Source organism: Bradyrhizobium liaoningense (assembly GCF_018130785.1).
Taxonomy (GTDB): Bacteria; Pseudomonadota; Alphaproteobacteria; order Rhizobiales; family Xanthobacteraceae; genus Bradyrhizobium; species Bradyrhizobium liaoningense_A.
The window spans coordinates 661,248-677,028 of the sequence record NZ_JAFCJT010000001.1; the positions used below are offsets into that span (position 1 = coordinate 661,248).

Below are 15,781 nucleotides of genomic sequence, written 5' to 3' on the forward strand. Positions count from 1 at the left end.
CCAAGTGATCGCCCTTTTGCAGGAAGACCAGCATGTCCCGGCCGCGCATTCTCGTCATCAATCCGAACTCCAACCCTGCGGTCACGCAAGGGCTTGAGGAAGCTCTCAAGCCGCTCGGTTTTGAGGGCGGCCCCGAACTGGTCTGCCAGTCGCTGGCCGAGGGTCCATTCGGCATTGAAAGCCAGGCCGACGTCGATGGCGTCGCGATGCCGCTCCGAAAGCTGGTCGAAGGCGACAACAGTTTTGCCGCCTTCGTCATCGCCTGCTACAGCGATCCCGGGCTTCAGGTTTGCCGCGAAGGCACCGATCGGCCCGTGTTCGGCATCGCCGAGTGCGGTGTGCTGACGGCTCTGGCGCGCGCCGAAACCTTCGGCGTCATCGCCATTGCCCAGCGCTCGATCCCGCGGCACATGCGCTATCTCAGGCAGATGGGCCTGACCGACCGCCTCGCCGGCGAGCGGCCGCTCAACATGAGTGTCGCAGAAACGGCTTCGGGCGAAGGCACGCTCGCCAAAATGATCGAGGTCGGCCGCGCGCTGCGCGACGAGGACGGCGCCCGCGCCATCGTGATGGGCTGCGCCGGCATGGCGCGCCACCGCCGCCCGCTGGAAGACGCGCTTCGTATTCCCGTGATCGACCCGACACAGGCGGCCGTCACCATGGCGCTGGGTACGGTGCAGTTCTCGGCTCACTAGGCGTCCTTCAGCTCTTTGGCGTCCTGCCGCGCGAGCCACTGCGCATGGCTCTCGCGCGACAGCGCAAACGTATCCCGTTGCGTCGTGTAGAGATTGCCGAACATGCGGCCGATCGGCCGGTAGGCGTCGAGGTCCACATACATGTTCGCCTCGTCGACGAGGCCGTCGCGGGCATGAACCCGCAACACTTCGCCGACCAGCAGCTCGCGATCCGGCGAGAAGGTCAGCACGACGTGGCGGCGACATTCCAGCGCGAACGGCGCAGACGCGAGGCGCGGCACCTTCACATCGACGGAAGGAATCGTCGCAAGCCCGGTCGCAGCGGCCTCGCTGTCACCAGAGGGAAAATCGACCGCACAGTCGTTCATCGCGCTCGACAGCGCCTCGTCTACCATGTGCACGACGAACTCGCCGTCGCGATGGATGTTCCGGGTGGTGTCCTTCGGGCTGTGATCCGGCTTGTGCTGGAGCCCGAGCACGATCAGCGCGGGGCTTTCGGAGAACACGTTGAAGAAGCTGAACGGCGCGGCATTGACCGCCCCGTTCTCGTCCAGCGTCGTCACCAGCGCGATCGGCCGCGGCACGATCACGCCGCAGAGCAGCTTGTAGCGATCGCGCGGATCGAGCTCGCGCAGAGATATGCCGGATGTGCCCTTGTCCGCCATCGGCGTCACTTCTCCGGCGGCGGCACTGCGCCGGTCTGGCTGGTGATCAGGCCGTAGTGCTCGACGCGGCGGTGCGCTGCAAAGTTGAAGATCGTGGTCTTGCCGAAGGTGGTGGCGTCGAGGTCGCAAGCGTGGACCAGAACCTCGTCGTCTTCCGTCTTGGCCTCGGCGACGATCTCGCCGTTGGGATCGACGATCAGGCTGCCGCCGAACAGCGGATGGCCGTCCTCGCTGCCGGCCTTGGCCACCGCGACGACCCAGGTCGCGTTCTGATAGGCGCCGGCCTGCACCGAGAGGCGATTGTGGAACAGCCGCTTCTCGACGCCCTCCTCACTATTTTCCGCGTTGACCGACGGCGTATTGTAGCCGATCAGCACCATCTCGACGCCTTGCAGGCCCATCACGCGATAGGTCTCGGGCCAGCGGCGGTCGTTGCAGATCGCCATGCCGATGATGCCGCCCAGCTCGCGCCAGACGTTGAAGCCGAGATCGCCGGGCTCGAAATAGCGCTTCTCCAGGTGCTGGTGCGAACGCTTGGTATCGTAGTCGACATGGCCCGGCAGATGGACCTTGCGATATTTGCCGACGATCTTGCCGGACTTGTCGGTGAGGATGGCGGTGTTGAAGTGATGGCCGTCGGGCGTCAGCTCCGCATAGCCGAAATTCATCGCCATCTGATGCTGCGCCGCACGCTCGAACAGAGGCTTCGTCGCCGCGTTCGGCATCTCACGTTCGAACCAGATGTCCGCCTCCGCCCGGTCCTCCGAATACCAGCGCGGAAAAAACGTCGTCAGCGCCAGTTCCGGATAGACGATCAGGTCGGCGCCCTTGGCTTTGGCCTCGTCCATCAGCGCGATCATGCGCTTGACCACGGCCTCGCGGCTGTCGGCTTTCTGGATCGGGCCCATCTGGGCGGCGGCAACATTGACGATACGCATCAGCGAGTTCCTGATCTTTTGGCGAGGCTGGGGATTGCAGCTTCAAGGGGGTATCGACGCACGCAGCATAACGCGGTCTTGCGCCGGTTTTCCAGCCAAGCAGATTTCATGCCGTTCGCCCCCATTCGGCATCCTGCAAAAGCCGCCAGTTGATCTTGTTGCTGGCGGTGCGCGGCAGCTCATCGACGAAGACGACGGCGCGCGGCGCCTTGTAGCTGGCCATCGCGCCGCGCGCCCAGCCGACGATGTCGTCTGCCGACGTGATGGCGCGCGCGGCTTCATCCAGCACGACCAGGGCCTTTACGGTCTCACCGCGATAATTGTCCGGTGCCGAGACGATGCAGCACTCGCGGATGGCGCGGTTCTGGTACATCGCCGCCTCGACCTCGGCCGGCCACACCTTGAAGCCGCTGACATTGATCATCCGCTTCAGGCGGTCGACAGCAAAGAAGTAGCCTTCGGCGTCGCGATAGCCGAGATCGCCGGTGCGGAGGAACCGTTTTCCCGAGAGTTCGATGAAGGATTCCGCGTTGGCTTCAGGCCTGTTCCAATAGCCTTGCAGCACCTGCGGTCCATGCACGACGATCTCGCCGACGACATTGTCGTCGAGCTCGATCAGGCTTTCGGGATCGACGACCCTCGCATCGGTCTCGTGCACGGCAATGCCGAGGCACTGGCGCTTCGGCGCCGCCATCGGGTTGAGGTGCGTGGGCGACATCGTCTCGGTCATGCCATAGCCCTCGACGAAATCGAGGCCGAAGCGGCTCTTCAGCCGCTCGGCGACCGCAGTCGGCATCGCCGCGCCGCCGCCGGTTAGCACTTTCAGCTTGGCAAAACAGCGGTCGCGGAACCGGGCGCTGGCGAGCACGTCCACGATCATGGTCGGCGCCGCGTTCCAGAACGACACGCCATAGGTCTCGAACAGGTCCGGCAGCAAATCCCTGTCCCAGCGCGCCATCAGCAGCAGCGTCGCGCCCGCCACCATCGCCGCATTCATCGAGCCTTGCATGCCCGCGACGTGGAACAGCGGCATGAATCCGGTCATCACGTCGTCTGCGCCCATTCCATACCAGCGCGCTTGCAGAACGGCGGTGAACAGCGCGCTGCGATGCGTATGCATGCACGCCTTGGGTTTTCCTGTCGTCCCCGAGGTGTAGGGCAGGATCATCAGATCGTCCGGGCCCGCACTCATCGCACCGGGCTGCAAACCCTGTGCGATTGCGGACGACCAGGAATGCCAACCTGGCGACGACGGCACCTCCGACGGCGCCTCGGTGACGCATGACGGCAGCGTATAGGGCGTAGCGGCCGGAACCTCGTCGCGATATTGCGCGACGATCGCGTGCGCGATGGCCTCGTCCGCCAGCGGAGCAAAGACATCGCTGAGCTCGCTGCCAATGATTGCGACCTTGGCCCCGCTGTCCTCGGCGAGATACGCGATCTCCGCAGTCTTGTTCATGGGGTTGACGGGCACGATCACCCCGTCGGCCCGCATCACCGCGTAGTAGGCGATAACGTATTGCGGCGAGTTCTGCAGCGCGATCATGACACGGTCGCCGCGCTTCACGCCGCAAGCGCTTTGCAGGAAGCCGGCCAGGGCATCGACCCGCTCGCGCAGCTCGGCATAGCTCAGGCTCGCACCATAAAACACCGTCGCCGGATGCGAGGGACGATCCAGCGCGGCCCGAACAAGCGCGTCGTAGAGCGTCCCCTCGGGCATCGCGAGATGCCAGGGCTCATCCGCCGGCCAGGCCGGCGAGCGGTAGGGCGCTGCGTGGTCTGCGTTCACCCGCGCTCCTGGTCTGCGATATCGAGGCCGTGATCGAGCGCATCCAAAAGCAATTCGGCCTCATGCTCGGAGATGACCAGCGGCGGCGCCAGGAACAGCGAGGTCTGCTCGCCGCTGGTGCCGATTACGGCTCCCGCCTCCAGCGCGCGCTCTGCCACGCGCGAGGCGATCGGGACCTCCGTGGTGTCGGCGTGCCAGGTGCGCCAGTCCGGACCGTGCAGCTCCACCGTCCAGTGCAGCCCCTGCCCCGCCACGCGCTGCACACTCGGATGTTTTTGCGCGATCGCGAGCAGACGGCGGATGAACAGCTTTTCGAGGCTCTTCACGTGCTCCAGGACCTTCTCTTCGGAGACGACCTTGAGGTAAGCGCTGACGGCAGCCATGCTGATGGGATGGCCGCGCAGCGTGCCGTAATTCTGCCAGCTCGAGCCTTTGAGCCGCTCGACGATGTTTTTCGAAACAACGACCGCGGCAACCGCGGCCGCACCGCCGCCGAGCGACTTTCCGAGCGTCACGATGTCGGGGCGGCTCTGGGCGCCCTGAAACGCGAACCAGCGTCCCGCGCGGCCCGCCCCCGTCACGACCTCGTCCGCGATCCAGTACGAGCCGGCCTGCCGCGCGCACCGCGCCACCTCGTCCTGATAGGCGCCATCGTAATAGATGCCGCCCTGAGTGTAGTCGATGATCGTTGCCGCGGTGTCCGACAGCAGGCGCGTGGCATCGGCCAGATATTCGCTGGGCGGGGTGTTGTTGGCCGGCGCGCCATAGATTGCGCCGTCCGGGGCAGGCAGAATCCGCACCGGTGCCATCGGCGCCGGCAGCTTCGAGCCGCCTGCGTGCACGGCGAGGCCGCCGTGCCATTGCGGCTGCACCGTCATGCTGCGCGACAGGCCGGTGATACCGTGATAGGCGCGCTCGCGCGTCGCCAGAGCCGGGCGCTGCGTCAGTGCCTGACAGAGCGACAGCGCCATGTCGTTGGCCTCGCTGCCGCTGATGCAGAAGCGCACCGCGCCGACCCAATCCTCCTCGCCCTTGAACGCGGTGGCCATCAGATCCTCGGCGGCTTGCTCGCGGCCGACCCAGGTCCAGCCTTCGTTCACGACCGGTGTATCGGCCGCGCGGCGGATGGCTTCCACCATTGCGGGATGACGATGTCCGAGACCGCCACCGGTGTTGCTGCCGTCGATCAGGCGACGCCCGTCCGACAGGTGAAAATAGACGCCCTCGCCGCCGACCACGGCCATCGGCGCGCTCTCGCCCGCGTTCAGCCCGGTTCGCAACAATCTGCTCATCGCAATCCCCTCACTCTGCGGAGACGGCGCCATAGCCGCCGCCGCCGCACATCTCGATCGTGACGAGATCGTCTTGCTGCAACACCAGGTTCGACTTGCCGTCGATCGCGACGTTCGCGCCCTGCCGGACGAGCGAGATGCGGCAGGCCTTGCCAGGTTCGCCGCCCTGCATTCCAAACGGCGCAATCACCATGCGCTCGATGCAGGTGGTCAGGTGCATCGAGGGTGCGAGGATGCGATAGGTGCGAACCGAGCCGTCACCGCCGCGGTGAGCGCCAGCACCACCTGAATTCCAGCGAATAGCCTGCTGCTCGAGCCGGACCGCGTAGTTCGCCTCGATCACCTCGACCGGCGTGTTCGAGGTATTGGACAGATGCACCCGCGTCGCCGACATGCCGGCCCGGTCGTGCCGCGCGCCCTCGCCGCCGCCGTGGACCTCGTAGAGCATCTTCCACGAACCGTTCTGCCGCGGCTCGGCAAAGAACAGCACGCCCGCGGTGGTCGCCCCGCCGGCCGACAGTCGCTCGGGAATGGTGTCCTGCATCGCGCGAAAAATCGCATCGACGATGCGCATGGAGGTCTCGTGGTTGCCGGCGGCAACGGACGCCATCCAGCCCGGCTCCAGGATCGAGCCCGGACGCGTGATGATGGTCAACGGCCGGAGCGCACCGGCATTCTGGTGCATGTCGCGCCCGCTCATGATGCGCGCGGCATAGGCGACGGCCGAGCGCGCCATGAACGGCGTCGTGTTGCAGAAGTTCGAGACGCGGTCGCAGCTTCCGGAGAGGTCGAAGGTGGCCTCGTCGCCGCGAATGGTGATCCTGACGTGGATGCGGGCGGGTGCGTTGTTGACGCTGCCGTCGTCGAGATGATCTTCGCCTTCGTAGACGCCGTCCGGCAGCGCACGCAGGGCCTCGCGCATCTCGAACTCGGAGAGATCGTGCAGGCGCGATTGCGTCGCCGTGAACACCGCCTTGCCGTGCTCGCGGCAGAGCTCGACGATGCGCTTCTCGCCGGCCTTGGTTGCCGCGATCTGGGCGAGCAGATCGCCCTCGCAGGATTCGGGGTCGCGAACGTTGGCCTTGAGCAGCTGCACGATCGGCGCGCTGACGCCGGCCGCGGTGGCGATCAGTACCGGCGGAATCCGCATCGCCTCCTGAAAGGTGTCGATGGCTTTTGCGAAATAGCTGCCGGGCCAGGTGCCGCCGATGTCGGGCCAGTGCGCGAGGCTCACCGCGAACGCCACGATCTCGCCGTCGAAGAAGACCGGGCGCACGACCTTGACGTCGTTGAGATGATTGCCGCCGAGCGGACCGACATTGTAGATCACGACGTCGCCATCGTTCAGGCTGTCGCGCGGCATCACCTTCAGCAACTCTGGAATGGTGTAGGCCATCGCGCCGAGATGGATCGGGATGTCGCGGCCCTGTCCGACCAGGCCGCCATGGCCGTCGGTGATCGCGGACGAGAGGTCGCCGGCCTCGCGCAGCAGCGGCGAGCGCGCCGAGCGCGTCATCACCAAGCTCATCTCCTCGGCCGCGGCGGAAAGCCCGTGCCGGATGACCTCGACGACAAACGGATCGAGCTTCATGCGACCCTCCGCGTCAGGAACAGATTGCCTGATACATCAGGCTTTGCCTGCCAGCCGGGTGGGACCACCACCGTGGACCAGGCGTCTTCGATGATGGCGGGGCCGCTGACGATGTCGGTCAGCGCGGCGCGATCAATGATGGCAGTCTCGATCTCGTGGAGGCCATCGAACGAGCAGATGCGCTTGCCAGTGGACACCGCCCTCACCGCGGTCGCCGGACGGCCCACGACGGTCGTTGACGGACGGCGCGCCTGCACGCGTACGGATTCGATGACGCAGGCCTCGCTCGTCGCATAACCGAACAGCTCGTGATGCCGCGCCAGAAAGTGCGTCTTGAGCTTGGTCACGTCGAGCGGCAAAACAAACGGAACCGGGATGGCATCGTTCTGCGCCGCATAGCGCATCAACGCCACCAGTTCGACCTGAATCTCCGCCTTGGCAACGCCGTTGGCGATCAGCGGCGCCGAGGCATCGGCGATCAGCGTCCCGATCCGGTCCGACGCGCGAGCGATATCGATACCGTCGAGGGCAGCGCGAAGCGTCTGCTGCTGGAGGAAGCTGAAATCGGCGGTGAGACAGCCCAGCGCGGAAAACGCGCTCGATGCGCTGGGCACGACAACCTCTGCAATTCCGTAGAGATCGGCCAGACCGGCGGCATGCATCGGGCCACCGCCGCCGAATGCCAGCAGCGTGCAGTCGCGCCCGTCGATGCCGCGCTCGACCGTGACGCGGCGCAACGCGCGGGCCATCGTGGCGTTGGCGACCTTGATGATGCCGAGTGCGGTTTCGGTCAGGCTCAGCCCAAGTGCGCGCGCGATCGGCGCGACGACACGCTTGGCTGCCTCGATGTCGATGCCGATGCGGTCGCCAAGTTTCGTCTCGGGATTGAGATAGCCGAGCACGGCGTTGGCGTCGGTGATGGTCGGCTCGGTGCCGCCGCGACCGTAGCAGGCAGGCCCCGGCTCGGAGCCGGCGCTCTCCGGCCCGACCGTGAGGCCGCCGGGACCGTTGCGCACGACCGATCCGCCGCCCGCCCCGATGGAATGAACCGCGAGCATCGGCTGGCGCAGCGGCTTATCGCCGAGCATGCGGCCGTCGGTCATCTCCGCCTGGCCATCGACGATCAGGCAGACGTCCGTCGTGGTGCCGCCCATGTCGAACGTCAGCATGCGCGATGTGCCGAGCTGGCGCGCGATGCTGACGGAGGCCGAAACGCCGGCGGCCGGGCCCGACATTGCCATCACTAGCGGTCGCCGCTTCACGGCCGAGATCGGGATCATCGCGCCGGCGGAGTGAAACACCTGCAAGCCGGGGCCGATCGGCAGCCGCTGTTCCAGCTCGCTCAGATATTCCACCGCGATCGGCATCGCCGCCGCGTTGAACACGGTGGCCGAGGTCCGCTCATATTCGCGCGCTTCGGGATTGACCTCGTGCGACAGCGACACATGGGCGACGACGCCCTTGAGCCGCTCGCCGAGCATCTTTTCGTGGACGGGATTGGCGTAGGCGTGAAGGAGCGCGACCGCGACGCTCTGCACCCCGGTCTGCTTCAGCCACGCCAGCAGACGTTCGATCTCCGCGTCGTCGAGCGCCTTCAGCACGCGCCCCTCGTGATCGAGGCGCTCGGCGAGTCCAAAGCATCGCTCCGGCGGCACCAAAGGCTGGGATTTCGGCGGAATGTCGAGACGATAGAGATCGCGGCGGCGATAGCGCGCGATCTCCAGCACGTCGGCAAATCCGGCCGTAGCGACCAGCGCCACCTTCGGCAGCCGGTTCTCGACGATGGCGTTGGTGACGCGCGTGGTGCCGTGGACGAAGCGCTTGACCTCGCTCTTGCGCAGGCCGACCGCCTCGATCGCCTCCAGCATCGCCTGAACGGGCGCGTCGGGGCGCGATGGCACTTTTGCGATCCGCGCCTCCGCGGAGCCGCGCCGGATCGCGATGATGTCGGTGAAGGTTCCACCGATATCGGTGCCGACTTCCCAATGATCTTCGGAGGAGCTCATGTGTGGGGTCAGCTACGCGTGACGTCCGAACCGGACGCCGGGTCCTTGCCGTCCATTGCAACGTCCAATGCCAAACCGAGAGCGCTCATCATCATCCCCTGTCATGCCACTGCTCGCGAGCGTGCGACAGAGCGGAGGGCTCGGAATAGGGCCAGAGTTGTCGCAAACCACTAGACCAGCGCACGACCGGCGTTATGCACCGCGCCACCGGCTGCACGTTTTGGTGCAGCCGTGCTCGCCCAGAGTGCAGGCGAGCGCGGATCGTTCCAAGTGAGAAACGTGCAGCGCACCACGGATTTCTCCGCGCAAATCGCGACGCCCGCTGCACTGCAATCGAGGCTCTCAAGATCACCTGTCTAATTTACAGGCGATTGAACGGCGTTGCGGGATGGCCAGATGCCTACGAGCCATGCACGACAGTCGGCTCAGCTTCCCTTTATTGTACGAACAGTAAGAGAGGATATTGCCGGGTCGGATGGTGCGTTGCGGGAGCCGCTGCTGAGGCAGGTCGCGATTCTCGCAAGCAACGGCACGGCATCCTCGACGTGCAGGCGCCCGTAGCCGAACACCAGGCCCTGCCGCGTCGGCTGCTCCAGAAAATTCTGCGACAGAGGCTGCACGTGAATGCCGGCCTGCTTCAGGAGTGCGGCGGCCTCGCGGTCGCTCATCCGCGCCTGCATCGCGTCGGTGAACAGAGCCACGAGGTGCAGCCCGGTGACGGCGGAGGATACGCTCAGATCGTCGGGCATCAGCGTAGCGATCGCATCGATCAACGCCTTGCGTCGCTCCGCATAGAGCCGCCGCATTCCGCGCAGATGCCGCAGCAAATGCCCTTCCCGCATGAACTCCGCCAGAGCGAGCTGTCCGATGCCGGAGGTGTGGACGTCGATCCGCGCACGCCCCTTCGAGAAGCCGTCGATGAAATGCCGGTTCGCGACCATGTAACCGAGCCGCAAATTCGGCATCATGATTTTCGAGAAGGTGCCAAAGTAGATCACCCGGCCCTCGCGATCGAGCGAGCGCAAGGAGGCGATCATGCTGTCCTGATGCCTGAACTCCGAATTGTAATCGTCCTCGATCACCCAGACGTCGTTCTTGTTGGCCCAATCGAGCAGCTCGAGCCGCCGCTCCAGCCGCATGCTGACGCCGAGCGGATATTGATGCGACGGCGTGACCACGATCAGTCGCGCGCACGGTGCGCGCCGGATCCCTTCGGAGACGACGAGACCCTTGTCATCGACCGGAATTGGGACGAGCTTCGCACCTGCCGCCGTGAGCGCCCAGCGCGCCTCGACGAAGCCGGGTTCCTCGACCCAGACCTCGTCGCCGGGATCGAGGATCATGCGGCTGCAGAAATCGAGCGCCCCCGATGTGCCTGAGGTAACGACGACCTCTTCGGGTGAACAAACGAGACCGCGCACGGAGCCGAGGAAGTTCGCGATTTCGTTGCGCAGCCGCGGATGACCTTCGGGGGGAAGATCGAGACATTCCTGCTCTTTCGGATTTTGCCAGGACTGGCGCAGCAGGCGTGACCATTCCCTGAACGGGAAGGTCGAGATGTCAGGCGCGCCCGGGCTGAATTCCGAGGGCCAGTTGGTCTCGTAGTCGAAGGCAAGCAGCGAGCGCCAGCGCTCCGACATGTGGGCGGGCTTGGGTGCAGGCGCGGTGGCTGACGGAGGCTCCGCATGCGGCGTCGCGACCGATGCGACCATGACGCTGCCGCGCGGCGTCGATTCAAGGTAGCCCTCCGCATAGAGCAGATCCCAGGCGGTCAGCACCACCGTGCGCGAACAGCCCAATTCGCGCGCGATCTCGCGCGATCCCAGAAACTGCGTCCCGGCCGGAAAGGCGCGGCGCAAAATGCCATCGCGGATGTGCGCCGCGATCTGCAGGTGCAGCGGCACGGCCGACGCCCGGTCGATATGCATCCCGGCAAGGGACACGCGCTTGCTCGGGTGACGGCTGTTGTCCATGTCTCACCCGTCAGGCAACGCAGGTCCTGTCCACCGTCATCCGGGGCGCGCCACTTGGCGCGAGCCCGGAATCCATTTTCCCTCTTCACGCGCCGTGCGATGGTTTCCGGGTGCACGCTTCCGCCTTCGCTCTTCGAGCTTCGGCGGACAAGTCGCGCGCCCCGGAATGACAACGCGACTTTACACGCTCGCCTGCGTCACGAACTTCGTGTTCAGATACCCCTCGATCGCCTCGAGGCCGCCTTCTGAGCCGTAGCCGGAATCCTTGGTGCCGCCGAACGGCACTTCCGGCAGTGCGAGACCGTGATGGTTGATCGAGACCATGCCGCTCTCGACGTCGGCTCCGATCGCCTGCATCGTCTTGGTCGAGGTGGTGTAGGCATAGGCCGCGAGGCCGTAAGGCAGACGGTTCGCCTCGGCCACGACCTCGTCGTAGCTGCGGAACGAGGTGATCGGCGCCAGCGGGCCGAACGGCTCTTCGTTCATGATGCGCGCATCGCGCGGCACGTCGGTGATCACGGTCGGCTCGAAGAAGAAGCCTTCATTGCCGATGCGTTTGCCGCCGGCCTGGATCTTGGCGCCGCGCTGGACGGCGTCGGAGACCAGACCTTCCATGGCGTCGACACGGCGCGGGTTCGCCAGCGGACCCATGCGGGTATCCTTGTCGAGGCCGTTGCCGACCTTGAGGCTCTTGGCCGCCGCGACGAACTTGTCGACGAAGGGCTGGTAGACGCTTTCGTGCACAAGGAAACGCGTCGGCGAGACGCAGACCTGGCCGGCATTGCGGAACTTGTTGGCCGAGAGAATCTTGGCGGCGTTGTCGAGATCAGCGTCCGCGAACACGATCGCCGGCGCATGACCGCCGAGCTCCATGGTGACGCGCTTCATGTGCAGGCCCGCGAGCGCGGCCAGATGCTTGCCGACCGCGGTCGAGCCCGTAAAACTGATCTTGCGGATGATCGGATGCGGAATGAGATATTCCGACACTTCCGACGGCACGCCGAACACCAACTGGACGACGCCGGCCGGAATGCCGGCATCCGCATAGGCCCGCACCAGCTCCATGCAGCTCGCGGGTGTTTCTTCCGGGCCCTTGACGATGATCGAGCATCCCGCAGCGAGCGCGGCCGAGATCTTGCGCACCGCCTGGTTGATCGGGAAATTCCAGGGCGTGAACGCGGCGACCGGGCCGACCGGCTCCTTGATCACGAGCTGGGAGACGTTGCCCATCCGCGGCGGCACGATGCGGCCATAGGCGCGGCGGGATTCTTCCGCGAACCAGTCGATGAGGTCGCCGGCCAGCATGGTCTCGCCCTGCGCTTCCACGACCGGCTTGCCCTGCTCCATGGTCATCACGGGCGCGATCTCGGCGGCGCGCGAGCGGATGATGTCGGCGGCCTTGCGCATCAGCTTGTAGCGGTCAAATGGCGAGGTCTTGCGCCAGATTTCGAAGCCGGCCTTGGCGGCCTCCAGCGCACGGTCGAGGTCCGCGCGCGAGGCATGCGGGGTCTTGCCGATCGGCTGGCCGGTGGCGGGATTGAGGATGTCCTCCGACTTGCCGGACGTGCCGTCGGTCCACTCGCCGGCGATGAACATTTGAACTTTCGGGTACATCCCTGGTGTCTCCTGCATGATTTCGGCGGCGATGAGCATTGGCGCCCGCCGCCTAATAAGTGGGCGCAGAGCTACACCGAAAGGCGCCCGGCGAAAAGGGATCAATGATGCCGCAGCAGCGCATCGCTGATCTTCTCGGCCGCCATGATCACGGGGATGTTGGTATTGGCGGTCGGCAGAAGCGGCATGATCGAGGCGTCCGCCACGAAGATGTTCTCGCTGCCGATCACCCTGCCCTCGGAATCGACCACCGCCATGGGATCGTCGGGATCTCCGATGCGGCATGTCCCCACCGGATGCCAGACGCCGAACACGCTCTGCCGCACGAAGGCTTCCAGCGCGCGGTCGTCGGCCAGCGTCGCCTGGAAGGCGGTGCCGTTGAGCAGCACGAGCCGGATCAGGAACTGCCGGAGACCCGCGGGCACGTCGAGCATCGGGCCTAGGATGGAGGCGACGATGCGGTTGGCCGTGCTGTACCGGCTCAGCCGCTTGATGCGCGGTGAATAGGAGGCCGGGAAGAAATCGCCCGCCTCCGGGTTGAGCGCGGGATGGACGACAAGCTTTGCGAGCAGCCGGACAGAGGCGACGAGCCGTTCGAGATCGCGCGGGTCGGATAGCAGGTTGAAATCAACGACCGGATAGGTCTTGGGATCGGGCGTCGCCAGCTTTAGCGATCCGCGCGAATACGGGCGGTTGCACCAAAGGAAATAGAGCCCGAGCCGCCTGCCGAGCGCGTGCCAGCCGCCGCGGGCCGAGGCCGTGATGTACATGTCGGAGGCATCGCAGCCCGGATGTCCCGATGAGAAGCGCATCGCCGCAAAATTGGGGCGCCGCCGGGCCAGCGGCAGCCGCAGCCGGCGCGGCAGATATTGGCAGAAGGTCAGCGCGGGATGATCGCGCAGATTGCTGCCGACGCCTGAGAGATCAATGGCCACGGGAATGCCGAGCGCCTGCAGCGCGGCTCCCGGGCCGATGCCCGCCCGCATCAGGATCGCCGGCGATTGCAGCGCGCCTGCGGTGAGGATCACCCGGGCGGCGCCGACGGTGAATTTCTGTCCACCACGCGAGACGGTCACACCCGTCGCGCGGCGGCCTTCGAGCTGAAGCCGCTCGACCTCGCTGTCGGCCCAGATGGTCAGGTTCGGCCGCGCCCGCGTCGCCGCGTCGAGATAGCCGGCGGCGGTCGAGACGCGCCGATCGTTGCGGTTGGAGAAGGCCGGCGGAAAGATGCCGTCCTCGAAGTCCGCGTTCTGGTCCTTCCGGAACGGCAAACCGGTCGCCGACAACGCCCCTCCGACGGCCTTACCAAACTGCGGCATCGCCTCACGCGCGATGCGGCGGATCGGGATCGGACCGTGCTTGCCATGCAGCGGGCCGTCGAAATCGAGATCAGTCTCGAGCTTGAGGAAATATGGCAGCACGTCCGCCCAGCCCCAGCCGCGTGCGCCGTGATCGCGCCATTCGTCATAGTCGCGCGGCAGGCCTCGGTTGGCCGACTGCACGTTGATGCTGGAGCCGCCGCCCATCACCCGGCCCTGCTCATAGCCGCGGATGACAGGCTTGCCTTCGGCATTGCGGCCGGCCGCAGCCGTCATGCCCGGCCAGATGTATCGGTCGCCGTAGAACAGCGTCATCGGATAGCTGTCGAGGATTTCGGGCGGCGTTGCCTCAGGCGGCGTGTCCATCCCGGCTTCGATCAGAAGCACGCGGCGGCTCCCATCCGCAGAAAGCCGATTGGCGAGCACGCAGCCCGCCGACCCGCCACCGACGATCACATCGTCGAAATGCAGCTCATCCATTCCCGTCTCGTCGTACAATTCGATGGACCGGCGCGGCTGCAGGTGCCGCCGCGCCGATTTAGCTCAGCGGAAATTACCCTTGGTCTCGGGGATCACGATCGCTCCGATCAGGTAGATCACGAACACGCCGACCGCGAAGTAGGCCAGCGACATCGGAATCTCCGCCGGGCTGCCGCTCACCAGCGAGACGAAAGTCGGCATCATGCCGCCCAGCGCAAAGCCGATGTTCCAGGACAGGCCCGTGCCGCTCGCGCGCAGCGCAGTCGGGAAGCGCTCGTTCAAGAAGATCAGCACCGGCGCATAGCCCGCATTGCCGATGAAGGCGATGGCCAACGCATAGAGCGTGATCTGCGTCGTGTCCTTGGTGGCCGCGAGGTTGAGATAGCACAGAGGCAGCAGCACGGCTGCCAGGACGCCGATCAGGAGGAACGTCTTCTTGCGGCCGATGCGGTCGCTCAGCGCGCCGACGAGCACCGCGGAGAAGAACGCCGAGACGCTCGCTCCCATCAGGATCAGCGACGAGGTCTGGTTCGGGACCGCGTTGATGACCTTCAGGAAGCTCGGCAGATAGCCCGATGTCAAATAGTAGCCTGCACCGCCACCGAAGGTGATGAGCAGGTTGACCAGCAAGACGCCGCGATACTGTCCGGAGAACACGTCCTTGACCGGCGCCTTCGAGACTTTCGCCTGCTTGTTGCCCTGCTGACGCTTGAGCTCCTTGAAGTACGGGGACTCCTCGAGGTTGCGGAAGATGAACCAGCCGAGCAGCGAGCTCAGCAGCCCCGAGAAGAACATGAAGCGCCAGCCCCACACCGCGAACGCGTCGCCGGGGAAGATCGAGGACGTGATCAGGAAGATGAAGGACGCGAGCAAAGCGCCGATGCCGGCGCCGCCGCCGCCGACTAGGCCCGACATTGCGCCGCGCCACTGTGCCGGCACCGATTCCGTGCCGATCGTGTGGGTGGAGGCCACGACGCCGCCGACGAAGATACCCTGCACCAGGCGCAGGATCAGGAAGATAATCGGCGCGACCACGCCGACCTGCGCGATGGTCGGCAGCAGGCCGAATGCGGCCGTGCTGACACCGACGCCGACGATGGCGATCAGCATGGCCTGCTTGCGGCCGTGCACGTCGGCATAATGTCCGAACACCGCCGAGCCGAGCGGCCGCATCAGCAGCGTCACGGCGAACGAGCCGTAGACCGCAGCCAGCGACAGCGCCGCGTTGCTCGACGGGAAGAATAGCGCGCCGACGACCGGCGCCACGTAGAGCAGAATGAACAAATCAAACAGATCGAGCGCCCATCCGAGCACCGACGCGATGATCGCATTGACCATCTGCTTGTTATCCGCCGATGCTTGTGCACCTGCGACCGGCATATCCATCTCAGCCATTTTGTTTTACCTCCCCCGTTTGAG

General features: G+C 65.7%; 11 protein-coding genes. 1 reads left to right on the forward strand and 10 read right to left on the reverse strand.

Annotated features, from left to right (window positions below; translation table 11 throughout):
- The first annotated feature begins 32 nt into the window (after window positions 1–32).
- Window positions 33–695 carry an aspartate/glutamate racemase family protein gene (locus JQ627_RS02940; protein WP_212482641.1) on the forward strand — a complete coding sequence of 221 codons (663 nt, stop codon included), beginning with the start codon at window positions 33–35 and terminating at the stop codon, window positions 693–695.
- Here the strand turns inward: JQ627_RS02940 and JQ627_RS02945 are convergent.
- The 10 genes from JQ627_RS02945 to JQ627_RS02990 form a co-directional block, all read right to left on the reverse strand.
- Window positions 692–1,360, reverse strand: coding sequence for a flavin reductase family protein (locus JQ627_RS02945; protein ID WP_212482642.1), 669 nt, complete (start codon window positions 1,358–1,360; stop codon window positions 692–694). The genes JQ627_RS02940 and JQ627_RS02945 overlap by 4 nt on opposite strands.
- Before the next feature lie 5 nt (window positions 1,361–1,365).
- Window positions 1,366–2,298, reverse strand: coding sequence for an N-carbamoyl-D-amino-acid hydrolase (locus JQ627_RS02950; protein WP_212482643.1), 933 nt, complete (start codon window positions 2,296–2,298; stop codon window positions 1,366–1,368).
- A 106-nt stretch (window positions 2,299–2,404) separates the two neighbouring features.
- The gene (locus tag JQ627_RS02955; protein ID WP_212482644.1) at window positions 2,405–4,087 is read right to left on the reverse strand and encodes a long-chain-fatty-acid--CoA ligase; all 1,683 of its coding nucleotides are present in this window, start codon (window positions 4,085–4,087) and stop codon (window positions 2,405–2,407) included.
- A complete protein-coding gene (locus JQ627_RS02960) occupies window positions 4,084–5,379 on the reverse strand; it encodes an aspartate aminotransferase family protein (RefSeq protein ID WP_212482645.1) in 1,296 nt (431 codons plus the stop codon). Before JQ627_RS02960 ends, JQ627_RS02955 begins: the two co-directional genes overlap by 4 nt.
- 10 nt (window positions 5,380–5,389) lie before the next feature.
- Window positions 5,390–6,970 (reverse strand): hydantoinase B/oxoprolinase family protein, encoded by a 1,581-nt coding sequence (locus JQ627_RS02965; protein ID WP_212482646.1) that lies wholly within the window; start codon window positions 6,968–6,970, stop codon window positions 5,390–5,392.
- Window positions 6,967–8,976 carry a hydantoinase/oxoprolinase family protein gene (locus JQ627_RS02970; RefSeq protein ID WP_212482647.1) on the reverse strand — a complete coding sequence of 670 codons (2,010 nt, stop codon included), beginning with the start codon at window positions 8,974–8,976 and terminating at the stop codon, window positions 6,967–6,969. The genes JQ627_RS02965 and JQ627_RS02970 overlap by 4 nt, the downstream gene beginning before the upstream one ends.
- A 425-nt stretch (window positions 8,977–9,401) precedes the next feature.
- Window positions 9,402–10,949: a PLP-dependent aminotransferase family protein gene (locus JQ627_RS02975; protein ID WP_212482648.1), complete on the reverse strand. Its 1,548-nt coding sequence runs from the start codon at window positions 10,947–10,949 to the stop codon at window positions 9,402–9,404.
- Between the two features lie 180 nt (window positions 10,950–11,129).
- On the reverse strand, window positions 11,130–12,563 hold the full coding sequence (locus tag JQ627_RS02980) for an NAD-dependent succinate-semialdehyde dehydrogenase (protein ID WP_212482649.1): 1,434 nt from the start codon (window positions 12,561–12,563) through the stop codon (window positions 11,130–11,132).
- 101 nt (window positions 12,564–12,664) lie between these two features.
- The gene (locus JQ627_RS02985; protein WP_212482650.1) at window positions 12,665–14,362 is read right to left on the reverse strand and encodes a GMC family oxidoreductase; all 1,698 of its coding nucleotides are present in this window, start codon (window positions 14,360–14,362) and stop codon (window positions 12,665–12,667) included.
- 63 nt (window positions 14,363–14,425) lie between these two features.
- Complete coding sequence (locus tag JQ627_RS02990; protein ID WP_212482651.1) at window positions 14,426–15,757, reverse strand: MFS transporter; 1,332 nt, start codon at window positions 15,755–15,757, stop codon at window positions 14,426–14,428.
- Window positions 15,758–15,781: the final 24 nt, after the last annotated feature.